Source organism: Rhodoplanes roseus, from assembly GCF_003258865.1.
GTDB lineage: Bacteria > Pseudomonadota > Alphaproteobacteria > Rhizobiales > Xanthobacteraceae > Rhodoplanes > Rhodoplanes roseus.
Genome location: NZ_NPEX01000028.1, coordinates 15870 through 38275, shown reverse-complemented (window position 1 = coordinate 38275; position 22406 = coordinate 15870). Strand labels below are relative to the sequence as shown.

Genomic DNA, 22406 nt, shown 5'->3' with positions numbered 1-22406 from the left:
GTCCTCCACGCTCGGCGGCAGAAGACAGGACTGCGCCCGGCTCGCGCCGGTCTTGAACGGGCGATTCGTCATGCCACGAATCCTACATCAGCTGCAGCCGCCGATTCTTGCCCAGTCTCGGAGCGGAATGCGGGCTACGGCGGCGGGCGCTTCAGCAACCGTCGGAGCCAGGCCTTCAGCGACGCCCACAGCAGCGCCTTGGCGTCGAGCGCGGCGGCTTGGGGTGGCGGCGCCGCCTCGCCCGCGAGCGCCGCGTCCAGATTGGCCGCGAAGGTGGCGACCAGGCGACGCCCGATCTCCTGCGCGACGCCCGAGCGAGACACCTGCGCCAGCGTGCCCTGCAACGCGTAGTCGACCACCAGCACGACGCGGCTGCCGCCCGGCGCCTCCTCCACCCGGAACGTCGCATCGGCGCGCGAGCGCGAGCCGGACGCGGCGTCGCTGCCGGCGCCCTGCACCCGGCCGATGCGTCGCGCGTCGTCGCGCTCCACCTTGGCGGAGCCGGCGAAGGCCGCCTTGACGGGTCCGACCGCGACGTGGAGACGCCCGCGGACATGACTGTCGCCGTGCTCGATCAGCTCGGCGCCCGGCACGCAGGCCGCGACCATGGGAAAGTCCGTGAGCGCGGCCCACACCGCCGCGGGCGGACGCGCGATGACGAACTGCTCCTCGAACCGCGTGACGCCCGCGGGCGCGACGCCGGGCGAAGCGGACGCGGGTGTCCCAGACGACTGCGGCGCGGATCGAGGCGCCGGTGTGGCGAGCGGCGCTGCGTCCGACGACAGGATGACCGGAGCATCGATTGTCGGCATTTCGGCCCGTGCCGTCGCGGCGGCCTCGCCGGCGGCGACCGTGGTGACGGCGCGGACGATGCCGGCGTAGCCGGTGCAGCGGCACAGATTGCCCGACAGCTCGTGCCGCACCGTTTCCGGCGCCGCACAGGGCATGCGGAGCGCGATGTCACGCCCGGCGATCAGCATGCCGGGCGTGCAGAACCCGCATTGCAGCGCATGCTCGCGGGAAAACGCCGTGCGCAGCTCGGCCATTACGGGGTCGTCCGAAAAGCCCTCGATGGTGCGCACGGACTGCCCGTCGCACGTCACCGCGAGCGTGATGCAGGCGCGCACCGGCGCGTCGTCGATCAGCACCGTGCAGGCACCGCAGACGCCATGCTCGCAGCCGAGATGCGTGCCGGTGAGACGCAGGTGCTCGCGCAGAACATCGGCGAGCGACGTGCGCGGCGCGACGTCGACCGTGACGGGCTCGCCGTTCACTGTCAGCGTGAGGACCGTCATGCACACGCCTCCAGCACGGCGCGGCGCACCGCCGACGCGCGCATGCGCCGCTCGACCGGATCGAGGCCGGGCAACGCGTCGTCGACGGCGCGTTCAATCGCTCCCTCGCTAGCGGCGGCGGCCCCGTCGCGCAGCACCGCGGCGGCGAGGCCGGGGAAATCCCGCGGACCGGTCGGCAAGGCTCCCATCACGATGCGGGCGGCGTCCCGGTCCGGGTCCAGCACCACGGCGGCGCTGACCAGCGGATATTCGCCGGCCTTGCGGCAGAACTTGAAGTAGCCGGTGCGCGCCGCAGCCGAGCGCTTCGGCACCACGACGGCCGTGACGATCTCGTCCGCCGCGAGGTCGGTCGTGAAGGCGCCGCGGACGAACGTCTCCGCCGCCTGGGCGCGGGTGCCGCCGCCGGCGGTCCTGATCTCGACGGTGGCGCCGAGCGCCACCAGCGCCAGCGGCCAGTCCGCCGCCGGATCGGCATGCGCGATCGAGCCGCCGATGGTGCCGCGCGTGCGCACCGAGCGATAGGCGATGCCGCGCGCCACCGTGCCGACCAGGCGCGCGCCGGTGAGCCGCTCGCCCAGATCCTCCAGACGCGCATGCGTGACCCCCGCTCCGATGCGCCACGCGTCCGGCATCTCCGTGATGGTCTTCAGCGCGTCGAGCCGCGAGATGTCGACCAGCAGGGCCGGCCGGGCCAGCCGCAGATTCAGCATCGGCCCGAGCGACTGGCCGCCGGCCAGGAGCTTCGCCCCCTCCGACCGTGCCAGCGCCGCCTGCGCCTCGTCGAGGTCCCTGACCCTGACGTAATCGAACGCCGCCGCCTTCACGATCCGGCCCCGGCGTCGCGCCCGGCCGGCGCACCGGCCCGCAGGATCGCGGCCAGCACCCGCTGCGGCGACATCGGCGTTTCGGTGATCTCGACGCCGAGCGGGCGCAGCGCGTCGTTGACGGCGTTGCACAGCGCGGCCGGCGGCGCGATCGCCCCGCCCTCGCCCATCCCCTTGATGCCGAACGCCGTGTAGGGCGACGGCGTCTCCATATGGGCGATGCGGATGTCGGGGATCTCGACCGGCCCGGGCACGACATAGTCCGCAAAGGTCGCGGCCAGCGGCTGGCCGTTGGGATCGTAAGGGCTCTCCTCGTAGAGCGCCGTGCCGATGCCCTGCGCGGCGCCGCCCAGGGTCTGGCCGTCGACGATCATCGGATTGACCAGCGTGCCGCAGTCCTCGACGATCGCGTAGTCCAGGATCTCGATGCTGCCGAGCCCCGGATCGACGGCCACCACGGCCGCGTGGGTCGCGTAGGAGAAGGCGCCGGTGTCGACCTGCGGCCGGTGCGCGACGGTCGCCTCCAGGCCGCCGACATCGACGTCGGGCGGGAGGCGGTCGGGCCGGCAGTACCACGCCTCGGCGATCTCGCGCAGTGACAGCGACGCCTGCGGGCCGACCACACGGCCCTGCTCCAGCCGCACCGTGCCGGTCGCCGCCTGCATCAGATGCGCCCCGATGGTCACCAGCCGCGGCACCAGCGTGCGACAGGCGTCCGCCACGGCGCCGCTCGCCATCACGATACTGCGCGACGCATAGGTGCCGGTGGAGAACGGCGTCTCGGCGGTGTCGCCCAGCACCACCCGGATGTCGGCGAGGTCGACGCCCAGCACCGTGTGGGCGACCTGGGCGAGTGTCGTCTCCATGCCTTGCCCGTGCGAATGCACGCCGGCCCGCACCTCGATCGCTCCCTCCGGCGTCACCCGCACCATGGCCTGCTCGTAACCCGGGATGAACTCCATGCCCCAGGCCTTGAACACGCTCATGCCGTGCGCCGACTGCTCGCAATAGGTCGCGAAGCCGATGCCGATCAGGCGGCCGTCGGGCTCGGCCGTGCGCTGGCGGGCGCGCCAGTCGTCGAAGCGGATCGCCTCGCGCGCCATGTCCAGGCTCTTCGGATAATCGCCGCTGTCGAACAGCTTCTTGGCGACGTTCTCGTACGGCATCGCCGCCGCCGGCACGAGGTTCTCGCGACGCACCTCCCAGGGCTCGCGGCCGACCGCACGCGCAAGGGCATCGATGGTCGTCTCCATGGCGAAGCAGACGCCCGTGCGCGCCACGCCGCGATACGGCAGGAATCCCGGCTTGTTGGTGGCGACGCAGTCGGCGCGCACCCGATAGCCGTGGAAATCATAAGGACCCGGCAGATTGCCGACGATCTGCCCGGGCTCGAGCCCGATGGTCTGGTGCCAGTTGGAGTAGGCCCCGCCGTCCACCGTCACCTCGGCGTCGATCGCTAGCAGCTTTCCGCGCGCATCGGCGTAGCCCGTGATCTTGTAGTGATGCTGCCGCGTGTTGGCGCCGGCGATCAGATGCTCACGGCGATCCTCGACATAGCGGAACGGCGCGCGGAACTTCATCGCCAGCCAAGCGACGCACAGCTCTTCCGGATGCAGGTTGTACTTGTAGCCGAAGGCCCCGCCGACATCCGGCGCGACGACGCGGACGCGACGCTGGTCGAGGCCGAGGAACTTGGCGATGCCGATCCGTAGCAGATGCGGCGCCTGGCTCGATGCGTAAACGACGAGGCCGTCGGCACGCTGGTCCCAGGTCGCCAGCACGGCCTTGCCTTCGAGCGGTACCATGGCCTGGCGTGACAGCGTCAGCTCACGCTCGACCACGACAGAAGCCTTGCGGGCGTTCTCCTCGAAGCCGCTCTCCAGGCCGAGCGACAGAAACAGGTTGTCGTCCCACTCCTCGTGCGGCCTCACCGAGGGATCGCGCTTCGCACGGAGCGCGTCGACGACGGGCGGCAACTCCTCGTAATCGACCTCGATCCGCTCCAGGAGATCCTCGGCCTCGGCGCGGGTCGGCGCGCAGGCCATCGCCACCGCCTCGCCGACGAAACGCACCTTCTCGTGCGCCAGCGGATGCTGTGCCACCGGTCGGTAGGTCGGCAGGCCCGACATGCCGAGGATCGGAAGCGCCTCCGCCATGTCGTCGCGCACGAAGACGAAGCGGTCGGCCGGCTTCCGCGCGCCGAGAATGCGCCCATGCGCGATCGGGCTTCTCAGGAAGGCCACCTCGCGCTGGCCGGGCAGCACCAGGTCGGAGACGTAGGCGCCGCGCCCATGCAGAAACCGCGCGTCCTCCTTGCGGAGAACGCGCGCGCCGATTCCTTGCGGGTCCGTCGGGGGCGAGGTGATGTCGAAGTCTCGATGCGAGGGGCGAGCCGTGGCGCAAAGCTTGCCGGCCTCGCGGCGGAGCGTCAAGCATCACCGGACCGCTCGACGCGCCGAAAATCCCAGGCGCCACGTCATCCCCGGGTTTGCATATAAATTACGCGACCTGCCCGTACACGAGCCGCCCGTGATCACCCGCCGACCGCGCCCACCACCCGACGCGCGCCCTGCTGAAGCCGGTTCGGCAGGCGCCCGGCCTGACCGGTGTCGATACGACGATAATAGGCCACGGCGAACTGGAAGAGGCCGAAGGCGAAGAGGCCGAGCGCCGTGGCAGCGAGCAGGATCCAGCCATAGGACTGCTCCTGCAGGGTGCGCATCGCCCCGGCGAGACCGCGCGCCTCGCGCGCGTTCGCCGTGACGGCGGCGACCACGAGAAACACGCCGATCAGCACGAACACGATCGATCGCGCGATCATGCCGGCCTTGCCGAGCGGCACGACCCAGCGCGCCGTCTGCGCGTCGCAGTCGAGGCCCTTGCCGACCTGCTCCTTCCACACCTGTACGGCGAAACCGAGCCCGGTCGCCGCGATGCCGACGCCGACGGCGCCGAGCAGCCACTGGCCGAGCGGCACCGACAGCAGCGAGGCCGTCCAGTCCCGGGCCGACGCTTCTCCGTCACCGGACGAGACCGCGTATCCGAACGCCCAGCCGATGGTGGTGAACGCGAGGGCGCCGTTCATCGCCGCGCCGATGCCATAGCCGGTGCGGCGCATCAGCGCGTTGCGGTCGCGGCCGAGATGATCGGCGTCGAAAACGGACTGCAGCACCCGCCACGCGGCGAAGCACAGGAGCCCGGCCGCCACGAGGCCGAGCCACACGGTGCCGAGCGGTTGCTCGAGCAGCGTCTGCAGCGCGCCCTTGGAGCCCGTCGTTCCGCCGCCCCGCCCGAGCGCCGCCAGCACGGCGAGCCCGCCGATCAGGAGGTAGACGATGCCTCGGGCGGCATAGCCCAGACGTGCCAGACGCTCGGCGGATCGGTCCTGCATGCTGTCCTCGACGGTTCGGCGACTGCCAAAGAACAACGTAGGGTTCCGGGCGCATGTTCCTTGCCGGCCACAGGCCTTCCGATCGCTCCGGGGCGGCGACTTCCCCGGCCCTCTCACCTGTCTCCGCGGGCTATTGATCCTTCTCTGAATTCGGAGCATTATGACTGACCGGTCAGTCATTGGAGAGCCACCATGGCTCCGAGGTCTCCGAAACGCTCACCCTCCGCACCACGGCCGGCGCCCGCGATGCCGGACGTCTCCGCGGTGGCGCAGCCCGCTCCGGCCCCGGCCGCGTCAGGCATCGAGCCCACCTCACGGCCCGGCCGCGCTGAAAAATCCGCGATGCGCCGCGACGGGATCCTGCGGGCGGCGCTGGACGAGTTCAGCGAGCGCGGCTTCGCGTCGGCGCGGCTCGACGACGTGGCGAAACGCGCCGGCGTCGCCAAGGGCACGATCTACCTGTATTTCGAGGACAAGGAGACGCTGTTCGAGGAGCTGATCCGGGCGACGCTCGGCCCGCTGATCGCCGAGCTGAAGACGCTGCCGACCCACGACGTGACGGCGCGCGCCGCGCTCGAGCGTCTGCTCGGCGCCTTCGCCAAGGAGATCTACGGAACCTCGCGGCGCCACGTGCTGCGCCTCGTCATGAACGAAGGCCCGCGCTTCCCGCGGCTCGCCGAGTTCCACTACCGCAACGTGGTGGAGCCGGCGATGGCCGCGATGAAGCTGCTGCTGGCACGCGCCGTCGAGCGCGGCGAGCTGCGGCATCCCGCCCTCGTGTCGTTTCCGCAGCTCGTGATCGCGCCCGGCCTCCTCTCGGTGATCTGGGGAAGCCTGTTCGATCGCTTCGCTCCGCTCGACGTGGACGCCATGCTGCGGGCCCATCTCGACATCCTGTTCGACCCCGGAGCCAGGCCATGACGACGCTCCGCGAGATCGGCCGCCATGTCGCGCGGGCCGCGTTCGTTGTGCTGCTCTGTACCGTTCTGGCGGCCTGCAACGACGCGCCCGTCACCTATCAGGGCTGGGTGGAGGCCAACCTGATCTTCGTCGGCCCCGACGAGGCCGGACGGGTCGAGACACTGTCGGTCCGCGAGGGTGAGGCGGTCGAGACCAAGGCGCCGCTGTTCACGGTCGACGACGCGCTTCAGCGCGCCGAGGTGAACATGTACGAGGCGCAGCTCGCCAACGCGCAGCAGGCCTACGACCGCGCCCAGATGCTGCTGAAGACCCAGTCCGGCACGCAGCGGACCTACGACGAGGCGGAGGCCGCCCTGCGCACCGCCAAGGCGCGGCTGGTGACGGCGAAGACGCATCTCGACCGCCGCGTGCTGATGAGCCCGGTCACCGGGGTGGTGCAGCAGATTTATTTCCGCCCCGGCGAGATGGTGTCGGCCGGTAAGCCCGTGCTGGCCATCCTGCCGCCCGGCAACCTGAAGGTCCGTTTCTTTGTCCCGCAGGAGACGCTGCCGCGCATCGCGTACGGGAACACGATCCGGGTGCGGTGCGACGGCTGCGCCGGCGACATCACGGCCAGGGTCAGCTTCATCGCCCGCTCGGCCGAGTTCACGCCGCCCGTCATCTACAGCCTGCAGGAGCGCGACAAGCTCGTCTTCCTGATCGAGGCCCTGCCGGACCGGCCGGACGCCCTGCGGGTCGGCCAGCCCGTCGACGTGGCCCTCGACGCCGCGCAGACACCCGCCCCGGCGGCAGCCAAATGACCGCGCCTTTGCCGCCCCTCGTGCCCGGCCCCGGCGTCACCGCGCCGGGCAGCCAACCGCACGACATCGCCATCGAGGTGGAGGGGCTGACGAAGTCGTTCGGCAACACCGTGGTGGTGCGCAATCTCACCATGAAGGTGCGGCGCGGTCTGATTTACGGCTTTCTCGGCCCCAACGGCTCCGGCAAGACGACCACGATCCGCATGCTGTGCGGCCTGCTGACGCCGGATTCCGGCCGCGGCACCTGCCTGGGCTACGACATCCGCACCGAGTCCGAGAAGATCAAGCGGCATGTCGGCTACATGACGCAGCGGTTCAGCCTGTATCAGGACCTGTCGGTACGCGAGAACCTGGAGTTCGTCGCCCGCATCTACGGCCTGCCGGATCCGCGTGGCGCCGCCCGCGCGGCGATCGCCCGGCTCGGGCTGGAGGGACGCGCCGAGCAGCTCGCCGGCGCGCTGTCGGGCGGCTGGAAGCAGCGGCTGGCGCTCGGCGCCTGCACGCTGCCGGATCCGCAGCTTCTGCTGCTCGACGAGCCGACCGCCGGCGTCGATCCGAAAGCGCGCCGGGAGTTCTGGAACGAGATCCATGCCCTGGCGGCGCAGGGCCTCACCGTGCTGGTCTCGACCCACTACATGGACGAGGCCGAGCGCTGCCACGAGATCGCGTATATCGCCTACGGCAACCTGCTGGCCCACGGCACCGTGAAGGAGGTGGTGGCGGCCTCGCACCTCACCACCTGGACCGTCTCCGGCGACAATCTGGTCGCGCTCGCCGACACGCTGGCGAAGCGCGACGGCATCACCATGGTGGCGCCGTTCGGCACCAGCCTGCACGTCTCCGGCCCCGACAAGGCCAAGGTGGACGGGGCGATCGCCGACTTCCGCGCCGACCCGGCCCTGACCTGGGAGCCGGCCGAGCCGTCGCTCGAGGACGTGTTCATCGACCTGATGGGACAGGCGCAGGGCAATGGAGCCCGGTCGTGACGAGCAAGGCGTCACCGGCGGCGGACCGACCTTTCTCCGTCCTTACCCTGAGGAGCCCGCGGAGCGGGCGTCTCGAAGGGCGAGGACGGCCGTGGTGGCGGCCCATGGTTCGAGACGCGATCCTTCGGATCGCTCCTCACCATGAGGCCGGGAGGGTCGGTGCGACGGCGGATCGGAGTCGGATGTCTCGAAGGTCAAGACCATGATCGGCTCCGGCACCCGCATGTTCCTGCGCCGCATCGGCGCGATGCTGCTGAAGGAGGTGCTGCAGCTGCGGCGCGACCGCGTGTCGCTCGCCACCATGATCACGATTCCGCTGATGCAGCTCCTGCTGTTCGGCTACGCCATCAACACCCAGCCGCGCCACCTGCCTACCGCCGTGCTGCTGCAGGAGCAGAGCGATGTCGGCCGCTCGATCCTCAGCGCGATGAAGAACACCCGATATTTCGAGATCGTGCGGGAGGTGCGGGACGAGGCCGAGTTCGACCGCCTCCTCCAGTCCGGCACGGTGCTGTTCGGGGTCGAGATCCCGGCCAATTTCGAGCGCGACCTGCGCCGCGGCGACCGCCCGGCCCTGCTGGTCGCCGCCGACGCCACCGACCCGGTCGGCTCCGGCGCGGCGCTCGCCGCGCTCAACACGCTGACGACGACGGCGCTGCGCTGGGACCGGTCGATCCCGGAGTTCACGGCGCCGCCCTTCGACGTGAGATCGCACGCCCGCTACAATCCGGCGGCGGTGAGCCAGCTCAACATCGTGCCGGGGCTGCTCGGGACGATCCTGACGCTCACCATGCTGATCTTCACGGCGCTCGCCGTGACCCGCGAGACCGAGCGCGGCACCATGGAGACGCTGCTCGCCATGCCGATCTCGCCGGTCGAGATCATGCTCGGCAAGATCGCCCCCTACGTGGTGATCGGCTTCCTGCAGGGCTCACTGATCGTCGGCGCCGGCACGCTCCTGTTCGCCGTGCCGATCCTCGGCAACCTCGCCCTGCTCGCCACGCTGACGACCCTGTTCATCGCCACCAACCTGTCGGTCGGCTACACGTTCTCGACGCTGGCGCAGAACCAGCTCCAGGCCATGCAGATGGCCATGATGTACTTCCTGCCGAACCTGCTGCTGTCCGGGTTCCTGTTTCCGTTCGCCGGCATGCCGACCTGGGCCCAGTGGGTCGGCGAGACGCTGCCGCTGACGCACTATCTGCGCATCGTCCGCTCGATCATGCTGAAGGGCTCGACGCTGGCGGAACTGCGCTACGACACGCTGTCGCTCGTCGTCCTGATGCTGATCGCCATGACGATCGCCGTGACGCGCTTCAGGCGGACACTGGATTGACCGTAGGCTCGGCAGATCCCTAATACGCCACCTTGTCGGGCTTGGCCTCCCAGGCGCGGAACACCTCGGCCGCCTCCTCGGCGGCGAGGCGACGGAGCGGAAGGACGCGCGCCTCGAGCGGCCGGGCCACCTCGTCGTAGAGCGCCTGGTCGTCGAAGCCGATGTCGGCCGCCGCGACGCGGTCGTTGGCGTAGACGATCTCCGTCACGCGCGCCCACCAGATCGCGGCGAGGCACATCGGGCACGGCTCGCAGCTCGTGTAGACGACCGCACCTTCGAGGACGTGGGTATCGAGCCGGCGGCACGCGTCGCGGATCGCCACCACCTCGGCATGGGCGGTCGGGTCGCCGTCCGGGACCACCCGATTGGATCCTTCGCCGACGATGCGCCCGTCCAGGACCACCACGGCACCGAACGGACCGCCTCCCGTCTCGACGGACGCCCTGGACAGCGCGATGGCGCGCCGCATGAAGTCGAGCTCGTCCACGTCCCCCTCCCGCCGCCGCGCCGGCTATTGCGCCTTGTCGAACACCATCACCTTGGAGACGAAGGCGTTCACGTCGCGCACATGGACCAGCCCGCAGCCGGCCGCCATGGCCGAGAAGTCCTCGTCCAGGTACCCGGCATAATACGGCTCGTGATAGTTCTGGGGAAAGCGCTCCAGCAGGCCGTCGTAGTCCGGATCGTCGCCGCGCTGGAGCGAGTCGACCAGCACCAGGCGGCCGCCCGGCTTCAGCACGCGGGCGCATTCGGCGATGACGACGCGCCGCACCTTGGCGGGCAGCTCGTGCATCATGAACACGCTGGTGACGGCGTCGACGCTGGCCTCGGCGGCCGGGATCGCCTCGGCATTGCCGACCGCGACGGCGAGCTTGCCCCAGCGCCGCAAGTGACGGCGCGCATGCCGCACATAGGCCTCCGAGAGGTCCAGGCCGAGCGCCGGAAGCCGCGGCCAGGCCTGCTTCAGGCAATCGAGGAAGCGCCCGGTGCCGCAGCCGATGTCGATCAGCCGCAGCCTGCGCTGGTCGCGACCGGCGAAGACCTCGTGCAGGGGCACGAGCGCCTGACGCCGCATCGCGTTCGCGGTGCCATTGAACAGGACCTCGACCTGGGTGTCGTAGCGTTCCGCCGAGTCCTCGGTCATCCAGCCGCCGGACTGGAAATGGAAGTTCTGGAGATAATAGGCCGGCCGCCCGCGGCGCGGCGCTTCGGCCAGCACGTCGCGAAATCCGTTGCGCTCACGTCGCGCATGGATCGCCGGCAGGTCGGTGAAGAACAGGCGTGAGCGCTCGAGCAGGGTCGCGAGCGAGCCGTCGTGGTCGTCGGGCACCGGGTAGATGCCGGCCTCGACATTGGCGAGGTCCTGCCGCAGCAACCCGGCGAGATCCGCATACAGCCGGCGGCTGCCCGGCAGCGGCGCCGGCGCAGGGCCTGTCGCGGCATGTCGCTCCGGAGGCGCCCCGCTCCGCGGCGCAGAGCGCCGCACACGCGCCTGCAGGCGCCGCATGACGACGCCGTGGCCGGCGAACCACGCCAGTCGGGGAAGCTGGCGGGCCGCGTAGGCGATACGGGTGCCGAGCACGGTGACGGGATCGCTCATCGGGGGCTCCGGACCAAAGGGGCACCCCGACGATATGGAGACCGGCGGCGCCGGCCGGAAGACCCGGCCGGGTCTGCGCAGGCCTTCAGAGCATCCGGCGGAATTCGGTGGTCGACGGCGATTTCCGCGCCTTCAGATACCGCACCGCCCGGTCGGTGGCTTCGCCCGAGAAGGTGAGATAGCGCTCGAAGGCGGCCTTGTAGTCGACCCGCGCGTTGCGGGTCATCAGCACCGTGAAGACGATCTTGGCGTCCGGCCAACCGAGCCCAGCGGCCTTGCACAGCACCAGCGCACCATCCTCGAAGCCGAGCCGCACGAGATTCCGGATCGCCTCGACCGGCACCCGGGTGACTCGAGCGAGCGCCTCGCTGGTCTCGTCGAGACTGCCCGCCTTGGCTGCCGACGAGAGCTTGGCGCGGAGCTGCGCCAAGCTCTCGTCGCGCTCCTTGTCGGTCGGGCGGGTGCGGGCCGGGCCGCGTGTCGGCGCCTCCTCGGACGGCTCGGCCGGCTGGAGCATGGTCTGCGCCATGCGTCGGCGGACGTCGGGGTCGGGGTCGCGCAGGAGCTGCTGGCGGACCGGCTCGGCGACCAGCCGCACCAAGGCCGCGAACATGTCGGCCGGCACCTCGCGGCGATGGACGATGTGCTTGGCCAGCTCCTCGTCCTGCCGGGCGCGTCCGGCGAGCCGCTGGAAGCCGCCGCGGGAGATCTGCGCTCCGTCGTTGGCGGCGACCCGGTGCGTCACCGCGGTGTCGCCGCGGTCGACCAGCACATCGGTCACCTTCTCCGGCACCATGATGCGGCCGGCCAGCGCCAGCAGATGCGCCTGGCTCTTGGACCGCGCGATGCGCACGAGGAAATCCTCGGCCAGGATGGGCGAGCGCTCGAGCACCGGGCCCGACACGGCGATGTCGTCGTCCTCGGCGAGGCGATGGATCACCTTCACGGGCGCGCGCTGCGCCGGGGCGATGCGCACGCTGAGCTGCGCCATCGCCTGGTCCGTGGTGTTGTCGAGCAGGTGGTGCATCACCGTGTCGAACAGCTCGAGCTGCTGCTCGGTATAGGCGTGGACCCCGCGCAGGAAGAGCTCGGCGACCCGCAGCACGTCGTCGCCGCGCTCGGCGCTGCGCAGCGCCTGGGGATCCGGCAGCACGTTGTCGTCCAGCTCGCCGTCCGTGAAGGCGACCCCGACGCGGTGGCGCTCGCGCCAGGCGATGCTGCAGTCGCGGGTATCGCCGTCGAAGCTGAGGCTGAAGGTGTCCGGAAGGCTCTCGATGTCGGAGACCAGGACGCAGGCGCCGCCGCGCGACACGTTGAGGACCGCGCAATCGCGCACGAGCTCCTCCCCGGTGATCTGGCCCATCTTGAGCGTCAAGTAACGCGGATATTGCCGGCTCTGAGTCATCGGCCCTGCTCCCGTCGGGATCAAGACAAACGATCCCCAACCACGGGAGCCTGCCACCGCGATGATGCAAATCCGTAAAATGAATACCGAGGATTTGTATTAATCCGGCGGCACCACCCGTCGGATCGAGCCTCGGAGCGCGACGGGCCGCCGCGCGAACCGATGCGAAGCGCAGGGCTAGACACTACATTGGGACCGTCGCGCCGCCCCGGCGCCCGCGAGGAGACCCCCGATGGACACGAAGACCTATCCGGTGACCCGCACGGACGAGGAGTGGCGCCGGCTCCTGACCCCCGAGCAGTACGGCGTGATGCGCCGCCACGGCACCGAGGCCCCCGGCAGTTGCTCCCTGCTGCACGAGAAGCGCGCCGGCGCCTTCGTGTGCGCCGGCTGCGGTCAAAAGCTGTTCGTGGGCAAGACCAAGTTCGAGAGCGGCACGGGCTGGCCGAGCTTCAACGACCCGGTCGACGGCTCGGTCGAGACCACGACCGACCGCAGCTACGGCATGGTCCGCACCGAGGTCCATTGCAGCCGCTGCGGCAGCCATCTGGGCCACGTCTTTCCCGACGGCCCACCCCCGACCGGCCTGCGCTACTGCATCAACGGCGTCGCGCTGACCTTCGAGCCGGAGTGAGGCGCGAGCCTTTACGATCGAACCCGCCCCCCGAAAAAGTTGCGCCCGACCGTTGGGGGACGGTCGGGCGCGCGCAAACCCGGTCTGGGACGGGGAGGGGTGGGGACGTGACCGGGACTGCGAAACTCCTGTCGTTTAGTCGGACCGCGCCGGCAAAAGGTTCACCGGCGGAAATTCATGCGTTACCAGTCACCTGGGCGCGGCGGTCGAGATCGCCGGGCGGGTGTCGCCGAGCGCCACCCAGGTGTTCGGATCGGACTGCGACTGCCGCTTGACGAAGCGATAGCCGGTCTCGGTCCAGCCCAGGATCTCGTCGACCTGGTTGTCGAGGACGAACTCGCCCTTGTCGGTCTTCACGGTCAGCACGGCATGACCTTCGTCCTTGCGGTCGCGCACCACGGTGATGAGCAGCGCCTCGCGGGGCCAGCCGGCGGCGATCAACATGCGCCGCTTCAGAAGAACGTAGTCCTCGCAATCGCCGTAGCCGTCGTCCGGATAGGACCACTTCTCGACGACGCCCCAGTGATCCATGTCGGTCAGGGGCTTGATGGTCTCGTTGACCCAACGATTGACGCGCACGAGGTCGCGCCAGACCCGCGGCGACAGCACGACGTCGCGCGGGGCGGACGGCGTGGCGGCGCAATCGCGCGGCCGGTCGGCGCAGAACGAGACCCAGCCGATCGGCGGACGGGCCGTGTCCTGCACGGATGCATAAAGCGGACGGTCGAGAGCTTCGGCTTGCCCCACCAGGGCGCCGAATGCCAAGGCGGCCCACGTGACCGCCAGTCCTCGTCTGGGACGAATATTCATTGTTGACCCCTCCCGTCCTCACAGGGTCAACTGTCCCATACAACCTTTGAACTGCCGCTAAGTCGATCCGATAAACTTGATTCAAAACTAGAGAAGTACACAGCAGTATTTAGATCGAACGCTCGCAAAATTTATCTAAAGATATCTATACTACGAATTGATTCAAATTTTAATGAACTCTGGTTTTTCCTTTCAGTGTGAACGGCTTGACGCTCCTGCCCGACATCCCCCGGACGCTCTGCGTCGCCGCCACGCAGCACGCCGCTCCCATTTTTGGCAGTTCGCGATCCCGCCAGGCGGGCCAATGCCCCGTTCTCTACCGACGTCAAAGCGAGACGGATTGTTTACCAGGGCGGAAATCGGTCACGGCCGAGTCGACCCGGACGAAAGGTCGACCGCGATGGCGATGCATTTCGACACGAGCCGCACCCGGCGCGCCGGTCAGGTTGCGCGGGTTTCCTCGAGACGGTTGAACGCCGCCTCGACGGCCGGCAACAGCGGCCCATAGGCGCGGACGTTGCGCTCGGTGAAGCGGCCGACCTCTGTCGAGCAGACGATGAAGACGTTCTTGAGCATGCCGCCGTCGAAGAACGGCACCGCGAAATAGGATCTGATGCCCTTCGGGATGAACAGCACCCAGTCGATGGGCTTGATGCTGCGGGACGTGTCCTCGACGATCAGATGGTCGAGACCGAAACGCACGATGTTCTCGGCGATCGATCCTTCGTACGGAAACGTCTCCGCCGCCGGCATGACGAGGGACGGCGCCACGCCGGTGACGACCACCCGGTTCTCGGCGATGAAGATGCGCGACCGCATCACCGCCTCGGCCTGCAGCGCCGCCGGCTGATGCTCGACGAAAGCGCGGAGCAGCGCCGGAATGCTGTCCGCCGCGGCGAACGCCTCGATCGCCCCCGGCGAGGCCTCGTCCTCGGGCGGCATACCCTCCCCCGACCGGTCGTCACCCCGGGCCGCTTCCGGCATCAGGCACACCCAAAGCAGGTTCTGGCCACGATGCGACAGCGCCCGCACCCGCGCCGCGCAGAGATGTGGCGCACCGCGGTCGTCGTGCACGGTCAGCGCCCCGCTCCACTGGCCGTGGAACACCAGGGCCTCGACGATCTCGGCCGCGGTCCCGCCGGCCGAGGACAGCAGCAGATCGTCGAAAGCAAGCGCCGCGGGACCATCCAGCCGCTCGCCGAAGAGCGCTCGGGCGGCCGGATTCGCCAGCACGGTGTGGCGGGTCTTGACGCTGACCAGCAGCACCGGGTTGTCGAACAGCGCGATCTTGTCGTCGAGATCGGCATCCGCTGTCGCGCCGACGACGAGGTCGACCAGCCCCGAGCACTCCGCCAGCAGCCCGACGCACCGCATGGCGGTCCCGGGATCCGGCATCGCCGCCAGCGCGATCCAGCGGACCAGGCCGTCGCCATCGCGGACCCGGACGATCGTCGCGGCCGGATGTACGCCACGAATGCGGTCGAGGCATTCGAAAAACCGGTTCTGGTCCTCAGCCAGGACAGCCGCACGCGCATGGGCCGGGTTCTTCAGGATGAGCGTCGTCTGCTCGTCCAGGGCGCCCCTGCTCCCGCCGCCCAGGAAGGTCAGCTCGTTCTTGCGGAGGTCGAGCTGCCAGAAGACCGCCGGCACGCCGCCGAGGGCCGTCGCCGACATCGTCAGCAGGGCCGAAAGCGCCGGAGCGCCGCTGAGAGATCCGATGTCCACGTCCGAACGGTCCTTCCGAGTTCAGCCGGCACCATGCCGGCCGCCAGGATAACCGGTCCGGCGATTCCCGGCGCGGCCACCTGGGTCAGGCCGGCTCCAGGCGCGGCACGCACGGCTCGGCGCCGGTCACCGGCGCGAACCAATGGGCGCGCAGCGCCTCGGCGTCCAGGTCCTGACCGATGAAGATCAGGAACGGCGGGCCGTCGTAGAGAGACGGGAGCAGCGCGAGCTCACGCCGCGCACCGACGCATTGCAACGCCTGAGGAAACGGCGAATCCGTCAGCTCGACGATTCCCTTGATGCGGAATGCCCGCCCCGGTGAGCGTTCCAGCCGCTCGAACAGGACATCGCGCGACAAGCCCTCCGGCTGGTCCAAGCGGACAGCGACGAAACCGTCGCCGCGGTGATCGCGATGGCTGCGATGCCGGTGGTCGTGGGGCCCGTGATGGGCGTGCGAGTGATCGCCATGGCCATGGCTATCGCCGTGGTCGTGGTCCGCTGCCCCGCCGCAGGGCGCCGGCGCGTCGGGGGTGACGCAGGCGTCCGCCTCGACCTCGCCGAGCAGCAGCGCCGGATGCACCCGGGCGAAGCTGGTTTCCAGAACCGGCGCCCGCGCGTTGAGGGCTCGCAGGCGTTCGCGAATGCGCGCCAGGGTCGCCGCGTCGACCAGGTCGCATTTGTTGAGGAGCAGCACGTCTCCGCCCCTGATCTGGTCGCGGGCGACCGCGGAGGCGTCGAGTGCGTCGAGCACGTTGTCGGCGTCGACGACCGTCACCAGCACGTCGAGCCTCACGATCCCGGACAACGTGGCGAGCTCCTCGATCAGGTTGAAGGGGTTCGCCAGTCCCGTGGTCTCGAGCACGATGCGTTCGGGATGATAGCGGTCGATCAGCCGTTGGGCGCCCTTGGCGAGACTGCCGGCCAGCGTGCAGCACACGCACCCCTCGTCCAGGCTCTCGACGGAGTCGCTCTCCTCGACCAGATGGGCGTCGACGCTGGCGGCCCCGAGCTCGTTCTGGATCACCGCCACGAAGGAGTCGTGGTTGCGGTGGTGCTCGATGATCTGATTGACCAAGGTGGTCTTGCCGGAGCCGAGGAAGCCGCACAGGACGATCAGGCTCGGCCGACGATCCGCCGCCTCCGGATAAGCCCCCTCCCCCAGCAAGGCATCGAGATCGTGGGTTCGCCACCACAGCGCCGACGCCACCGCATCCGGCAGCGGCGCTCCGGACGCTTCCTGCCACAGCAGGGTGCGCTCGGCACCGTCCAGGCTCCATCGACTCGGCGCGACAGACTCCACCTGTCCCCAGGCGAGCGACTGCAGGACGAGATCGTTGTCGTCGCAGGCCCGACGGCTCCATTCACCATCGGTCCCGTGCACGACTTCACCGGCCGGCCGGGCGTCGCGCCTCACCAGGCGCGGCGACTCACCGACGCACAGGGTGGCAGCAGCAGCCAGCACCTCGAAGAATTCCTCCGCCAAGGCGCGCGCCGGAACGTCCTGCTCGAGGCCGCCGGGCGCGACAACCCAGCCGTCGTTCGGCGCCGGGATGCCGGGCAACGAGACGATGCGGTGACGATCGCAGGTCTCCAGCGACACCGCGAGAACGTCCTTGCGAACACCGAGCCCCACCGTCAAGGCGCCGACCGCGAACGGGCCGACCAGTTCCGGATGCATCGGAAAGTCGCGGACGTGCCGCCGATAGTCGTCACCCGCCACGAGCAGCGCCGCCGCCGGCGCGAGACTCTCGAACAACGGCTCCGCCATGGTCGGAAAGTAGTGGAGCGCGATGCGGACGAACGGCACGTCGCCGGCCAGCTCGCAGCCCTCCGGCATCAAGCCATAGACTCCGGGCCGGCGAGCCAACCGGCAGGTCGAAGCACCGCCGAGCCCCGGACAGGCGGCGAGGCCCCGCCATCCGACGAGCCGCTTGAACCGCGTATCGAGGCAGGCCCGCGCGAGCGCGTTCTGGGCGAGCAGGACGAGGTCGCCGGCCCGCGGCATCGTGCTGCCCGGCGGCAGGAGAGAATCGGTCTGCATGAAGGCTCCTTCCCGGGGCCGCCGCATGCGGCGGCCCCGCTGGTCCGATCACCGGCTCAGAAGACGATCGTGTCACCGTTGCCGAGATAGTCCGCCGTCTTCGAGCGGAACCGCGCCGTGCCCTTGACGACCGGGTAGCCCCGCTCGACGAACTTGTGCGCCGTGATGACGCCGGTGCAGTGATTGCAGCCGATCTTGTCGAACTCGTACTGCTTGAGCGAGATCACGAGATCGTCGTATTTCGGATCCCAATCCTCGAACGGCGAGATGTGCAGCCCGCCGTAGATGCCGTAGAACTTGTCGTTGTCGTATTTGAGGTTGTTCCTCAGGAACGAGGTGCACTGCAGGATACCCTGGTGATTGCACCCGGAGATCGACAGCAGGCCCTTGTCCTTGATGTTGAAGGCGAGCGAGGTCTCGCCGAACACCCGGTTGATGATCGGTACGTCGTACTTGACCACCACCATGCCCGGAATGATCCGCTCGATCGGCTTGTCCTGGACGAAGAGCTTGCCCTTGTGGCCGGTCGCGGCGATGTACTGCAGGCCTTCCTTGTAGAATCCGTTGTGGGTGTAGATGGGGATGCGGTCGTCGTACTTGACGGTGACGGGCAGCCCCCAGAAGTGATCCCAGTGCTCGTGGGACAGGAACAACGCCTCGATCTCGTGCGCCGCCAGCATCTGATCGATCTTCTCCCGCTTGAACGCCTTGTCCATCCAGTCGAACGACCAGCCGGAGTCGAGCAGGTACTTGTGGAGCGTTCCGTCGAGCGACTCGACCTCGATCAGGCACGAGAACCCGCCGGGATTTTCCGGATGGAGCCCGAGCTTCGACTGCAGCGCCCAGGCCTCCTCGAGGTTACCCGGGATCATCTTGCGGATCGACTCGAGGCCGGACTCGAACGATCCCCTGGCGATCCCCTTGCCGTTGCCGAACGGCGGCCAGCCGATCGTGTACTGGTTGACCAGCAGCCCTCCGGCGGCCTGGATGTCGCCCATCAAGGTCGCGTTGTCGAACCAGCTCGTCTCCGAGATGTTGGTGATCTTGACGCTGCGGACCGCGCCGAACTCCTCGCGGTTTCCCCGGGGCAACGAGACGAAGTGCTTGTAAGCCGCCGGCGTGTACGAGTAGAGCCCCATCGCGCCGATCGCGCCCGCACCGATACCGGTTGCCGCTCCCATCACGAAGTCGCGGCGAGACGTGGTTTTCTGTTCGCTCATGGTGATCTCCTCACGCCGAGCCTTCGATGATCGTGACGATCTGCCCCAGCCAGGGGAGAATGTTCACGAACAGGACATAGACGGCGACGCCGCCGATCACGCCGACCGCGAGCCCGTAGCCGAGCGCGGGCGACCATCTCACGTCGTCGGCGACGATCTCCTGTCGGGCGGCCGCGAGTTCGTCGGCGGTCTTCGGCACGGCCTTCCAGCCCGGCCAGCCGTCCATGAACCACATGTTGATCAACATGATGTTGATCAGCCAGATGGTCGGGATCATCGGGAACTGCTGCGGATGCGAGTATCCCTTCTGCACGCCGAGGAAGAGGTGCGCCGTCTTGTAGTAGGCGATGTAGAGGGCGATCGCCGCGACGATGGTGATCAGCGTACGCAGCGCGACGTTCACGGGCCGGCTGAACTTGGTCGGCCAATTGCCGCAGTAGAAGTTCAGGAACAGCATCGGCACCAGCCAGAAGATCGCCATCTCGCCGACATGCAGCCAGCGCCAGTCGGGAGCCATCAGGCGACGGGTGCCGCGGATGGTCTCGCCCCAGGCCAGGTCCTGTGCGTAGAAGAGGAAGAAGCAGAGCGCGAAGGCGATCGCGACGATGCCGAAGAACGACGTCACCCGCCGCAGCCAGTCGGTCTTGATCAGGTTGAACGGGTAGCGTTCCCAGATCGTCTCGTAGAGCCACACCGTGACGGTGCAGCACATGATCCAGGCGATGTGGAAATTGCCCGACACCGTGTTGGCGAAGCTCTCCCAGTAGCCGGGCGTGATCGCCGTGTACTGCTGCCAGGGATAGAACAGGATCGCCATGTGGGAGTGCATGGTGAGGAAGTAGATGATCGTGCTGAACAGGAACGTCACCAGCATGATCGTGATGCCGCGGGTCGGCTGCGGTAGCTTGGCCCACGGTGCATTCTCGCAGGCGACCACCCAGGCCGGCGACAGCCACGAGGCGATCACGGCGAACATCATGATGGCCTCGGTCGCGTATTCGAGCGCGTAGAAGCGGGTGATGCCCATCGCCTCGAGGCGGTCGGGGCTCATATAGGAGATGCCGTAGTCGCCGAGGATCCTCATGAAGAAGCCCTCGATGATCAGCAGCATCACGGCGACGCTGAAGGCCGTCAGCACGACGCCCTTGACGAGCGGATTGGCACGCTCGATCCAACCGCGCCTGAACGGCCAGTAGTCGAAGATGTAGGCCACCCAGATCAGGATGATCAGCAGCCAGCGGCAATACATGTAGCCGACATACGGGGTGTAGAGCCGCATGATGCCGCGCGGATCCTGGAAGACCCACCAGGTGGCGTAGAACAAGGCCGCCAGCATCAGCGTGTTGGCGAGCACGGGCCAAGGCCCGCTCCATCGTTTGACGAGCTTGCGTGACTCCAGATAACTAGGCGAGCTGTCCGTTTCCATCTGGTACCCCCATTTGGAGATGGCACGAGGGGTACCGGGGCGACCGCCAAGTCAGGCCCCGGTACCCGTTCATTCGCCGGCATGCCCGCAAGGACACGGGCTGTGTCGGCCAGCTGCCGCGCCGTCGGCGCGGCCGAGCGCACGGAGCATCTGCTCCCGCGGGTATCCGAGCCGAGCGGCGCGGAATTCGCACCGACGAGGGCCCGAAAACGATTCTGGCATCGACCGGAACGGGTCATGGGCCTGCTCCCGGCGTCGGCCCGACCACGCTCGGCGTCGCATGCACCAGATGGCCGAACGACCGGATGCAGCGTTGCGCGAGTCTCACGACGCGACGGCTGTCGCCCCTCCGAAGCGCCTGGAGGACGTCGACATGCTGGGTGAAGAAGGCTTCCACGGCGTGCTGCTGCGGCACCCGGCTCGAATCCGACACCAGCCCGTCATCGGACTCGATCGCGGTCAGGACCCGGCTCAAGTAAGCGTTGCCTGCCAGACGCCCGAGCTCGGCATAGAAGCCGGCGAATTGGCGGCCGGCCTCCCCGGCGTCACGATGCAGAAGCGCCCGGCTCAGCCCCGAGGTGATTTCTTCGAGCCGTTCGACATGGTCGTCCCGAACGACATGGCGACGAGTCGAGCCACTTCTGGCCCAACCAGATCGAGGGCCGCGAGCGCCTCCGGCAGGCGTGGCGCGGAGCGCGACTGCGCCGCCGGGTCGTAAGCCCCACTGCGCGGCCGGACCTCGATTACGCCCCGGTCGCGCAGACGGGCCAGCGCCTCACGGATCGTGTTTCTGCTGCAGTGGTGGAGTTCCGCGAGACGCCTCTCGCTGGGCAGTCGTCCAGTCTCGCTCGCCCCCATCGACCGGAGCTGATCGAGCAGCCGTCGCGCGATCAGATCGACGCGGTTGTCGGAGGCATCTGGTCCAACCAGTTTTTCCATGACGCCATTATTTTACAGCAGTACACGGATTTCACAAGGGATTCGGCGAATAACGACGAACCACCCAGCTTTGGTTGGGCCAGTTAAGATGTTTCATACGGAAGAAAAACAGACATCCAGAGCGGACGACGAGGTCCGCGTCGGCAGCTCCGCACTCAGGCACGACGGTTCGGATGCAGACGTGCCCGGCAGGCGGTCGCCGCAATGGGGAGCGAGGCGGCAAGAGCGCAGCACGCCGGCGCACGATCTCGCAGGCGTCCGGCGCGCGTCGCCGCGGCTACGCGTGCAGGCTTTCCTCGATGAAATCGGGATGCTGCAGCCGGGTGAACTCGACCGCGAACCCTTCCTCGAGGTGGCGCACCACCCTGCCCTGGATCTTGCCGATCATGATCAGCGCGCCGATCGCCGGACGCTGGTCGGTCGCCACGGCGGCGCCGGACAGCGACGCGTCGATGATGCGGACCCGCATGTTCAGGCCGTTCGGCATGACGAGCTGGGTGATGGGATTGTGCGGCGTGAAGCGGCCGTGCCGGCGATCCTCGGGCAGATTGAGGATGTCGCGGTTGGCCAGCCAGGTGAGCTGGGCGGCGAGCTTGTCGCGCTTGCGCGGCGTCGCCGAGAACGTCATGGCGAAGCCGGTCGGGAACACGCGGGTGACGGCGCCTTCGAGACGGCCGACATGATCCACATAGGCGACGACCCGTTCGCCCATATGGCCGCTGACCGGAGCGATCATGGCGAGTCCGCCCGGCGACATGTCGACCACTTGGCACGGATACTCGCGCCGGTCGGCCAGCATGTAGCGCCCGAGCAGATTGACGGTGACGCGCTGGAAACGGCGCCGCTCGTCCGCCAACGCCCGAAGGCTCGGCTTGCGTTCAGCCAGTGCCATTCCCGAATTCTCCAGAAAACGTTCGTTCGACCTTAGGAGCCGAGCGTTAACGACCCATTGAGGACGAGTTGCAAATTCGTCCGCGCTGGGCCGCCCGGCCAAAGGCTTCCGAGCGCTCGATAGCCTCCGCTGCGGGCCGGCGAGGTGAGGACCGCCGGCCC

20 protein-coding genes are annotated in these 22406 nt (G+C 68.7%); 5 read left to right on the top strand and 15 right to left on the bottom strand.

The window, feature by feature from the left end; genetic code table 11:
- Positions 1–134 precede the first annotated feature (134 nt).
- From CH341_RS06480 to CH341_RS06465, 4 genes are all read right to left on the bottom strand, one after another.
- Positions 135–1295 carry a xanthine dehydrogenase family Fe-S subunit gene (locus tag CH341_RS06480; protein WP_111418215.1) on the bottom strand — a complete coding sequence of 387 codons (1161 nt, stop codon included), beginning with the start codon at positions 1293–1295 and terminating at the stop codon, positions 135–137.
- Positions 1292–2119 (bottom strand): FAD binding domain-containing protein, encoded by an 828-nt coding sequence (locus CH341_RS06475; RefSeq protein WP_111418214.1) that lies wholly within the window; start codon positions 2117–2119, stop codon positions 1292–1294. The genes CH341_RS06480 and CH341_RS06475 overlap by 4 nt, the downstream gene beginning before the upstream one ends.
- Complete coding sequence (locus tag CH341_RS06470; RefSeq protein ID WP_210208196.1) at positions 2116–4485, bottom strand: xanthine dehydrogenase family protein molybdopterin-binding subunit; 2370 nt, start codon at positions 4483–4485, stop codon at positions 2116–2118. The genes CH341_RS06475 and CH341_RS06470 overlap by 4 nt, the downstream gene beginning before the upstream one ends.
- Before the next feature lie 167 nt (positions 4486–4652).
- On the bottom strand, positions 4653–5510 hold the full coding sequence (locus CH341_RS06465) for a DUF1206 domain-containing protein (protein ID WP_170149500.1): 858 nt from the start codon (positions 5508–5510) through the stop codon (positions 4653–4655).
- 342 nt (positions 5511–5852) lie between these two features.
- Between CH341_RS06465 and CH341_RS06460 the strand changes: the two genes are divergently transcribed.
- The 4 genes from CH341_RS06460 (at position 5853) to CH341_RS06445 (ending at position 9553) form a co-directional block, all read left to right on the top strand.
- The gene (locus CH341_RS06460; protein ID WP_245430910.1) at positions 5853–6431 is read left to right on the top strand and encodes a TetR/AcrR family transcriptional regulator; all 579 of its coding nucleotides are present in this window, start codon (positions 5853–5855) and stop codon (positions 6429–6431) included.
- On the top strand, positions 6428–7231 hold the full coding sequence (locus tag CH341_RS06455; RefSeq protein ID WP_111418211.1) for an HlyD family secretion protein: 804 nt from the start codon (positions 6428–6430) through the stop codon (positions 7229–7231). The genes CH341_RS06460 and CH341_RS06455 overlap by 4 nt, the downstream gene beginning before the upstream one ends.
- Positions 7228–8217 (top strand): ABC transporter ATP-binding protein, encoded by a 990-nt coding sequence (locus CH341_RS06450; RefSeq protein WP_111418210.1) that lies wholly within the window; start codon positions 7228–7230, stop codon positions 8215–8217. Before CH341_RS06455 ends, CH341_RS06450 begins: the two co-directional genes overlap by 4 nt.
- Before the next feature lie 202 nt (positions 8218–8419).
- A complete protein-coding gene (locus tag CH341_RS06445) occupies positions 8420–9553 on the top strand; it encodes an ABC transporter permease (protein WP_111418209.1) in 1134 nt (377 codons plus the stop codon).
- 19 nt (positions 9554–9572) lie between these two features.
- On the opposite strand, the gene CH341_RS06440 is transcribed toward CH341_RS06445, so the two are convergent.
- From CH341_RS06440 to CH341_RS06430, 3 genes are all read right to left on the bottom strand, one after another.
- On the bottom strand, positions 9573–10040 hold the full coding sequence (locus CH341_RS06440; protein ID WP_245430909.1) for a nucleoside deaminase: 468 nt from the start codon (positions 10038–10040) through the stop codon (positions 9573–9575).
- A 24-nt stretch (positions 10041–10064) separates the two neighbouring features.
- Positions 10065–11153: a class I SAM-dependent methyltransferase gene (locus tag CH341_RS06435; RefSeq protein WP_111418208.1), complete on the bottom strand. Its 1089-nt coding sequence runs from the start codon at positions 11151–11153 to the stop codon at positions 10065–10067.
- A gap of 85 nt (positions 11154–11238) precedes the next feature.
- Entirely contained in the window at positions 11239–12558 is a 1320-nt protein-coding gene (locus CH341_RS06430) for a DUF2336 domain-containing protein (protein WP_111418207.1), read from the bottom strand.
- A 232-nt stretch (positions 12559–12790) separates the two neighbouring features.
- Here CH341_RS06430 and msrB point away from each other — a divergent pair, with 232 nt between their 5' ends.
- Positions 12791–13192 carry a peptide-methionine (R)-S-oxide reductase MsrB gene (msrB, locus tag CH341_RS06425; protein WP_111418206.1) on the top strand — a complete coding sequence of 134 codons (402 nt, stop codon included), beginning with the start codon at positions 12791–12793 and terminating at the stop codon, positions 13190–13192.
- 189 nt (positions 13193–13381) lie between these two features.
- On the opposite strand, the gene CH341_RS06420 is transcribed toward msrB, so the two are convergent.
- From CH341_RS06420 to CH341_RS06385, 8 genes are all read right to left on the bottom strand, one after another.
- A complete protein-coding gene (locus CH341_RS06420; RefSeq protein ID WP_111418205.1) occupies positions 13382–14002 on the bottom strand; it encodes a transglutaminase-like cysteine peptidase in 621 nt (206 codons plus the stop codon).
- Positions 14003–14443: 441 nt separating this feature from the next.
- Complete coding sequence (locus tag CH341_RS06415; RefSeq protein WP_111418204.1) at positions 14444–15727, bottom strand: hypothetical protein; 1284 nt, start codon at positions 15725–15727, stop codon at positions 14444–14446.
- Between the two features lie 85 nt (positions 15728–15812).
- Positions 15813–17768: a CobW family GTP-binding protein gene (locus tag CH341_RS06410; protein ID WP_170149499.1), complete on the bottom strand. Its 1956-nt coding sequence runs from the start codon at positions 17766–17768 to the stop codon at positions 15813–15815.
- Positions 17769–17824: 56 nt separating this feature from the next.
- Entirely contained in the window at positions 17825–18988 is a 1164-nt protein-coding gene (locus tag CH341_RS06405) for a twin-arginine translocation signal domain-containing protein (RefSeq protein ID WP_111418202.1), read from the bottom strand.
- Positions 18989–18998: 10 nt separating this feature from the next.
- Positions 18999–20414 carry a hypothetical protein gene (locus tag CH341_RS06400; protein WP_111418201.1) on the bottom strand — a complete coding sequence of 472 codons (1416 nt, stop codon included), beginning with the start codon at positions 20412–20414 and terminating at the stop codon, positions 18999–19001.
- Between the two features lie 235 nt (positions 20415–20649).
- Entirely contained in the window at positions 20650–20970 is a 321-nt protein-coding gene (locus CH341_RS06395; protein ID WP_245430912.1) for an FCD domain-containing protein, read from the bottom strand.
- 11 nt (positions 20971–20981) lie between these two features.
- Positions 20982–21353, bottom strand: a complete 372-nt coding sequence (locus tag CH341_RS36200; protein ID WP_111418199.1) for a winged helix-turn-helix domain-containing protein — start codon at positions 21351–21353, stop codon at positions 20982–20984.
- A gap of 277 nt (positions 21354–21630) precedes the next feature.
- Positions 21631–22245 carry a PilZ domain-containing protein gene (locus CH341_RS06385; RefSeq protein ID WP_111418198.1) on the bottom strand — a complete coding sequence of 205 codons (615 nt, stop codon included), beginning with the start codon at positions 22243–22245 and terminating at the stop codon, positions 21631–21633.
- Between the last annotated feature and the right edge of the window lie 161 nt (positions 22246–22406).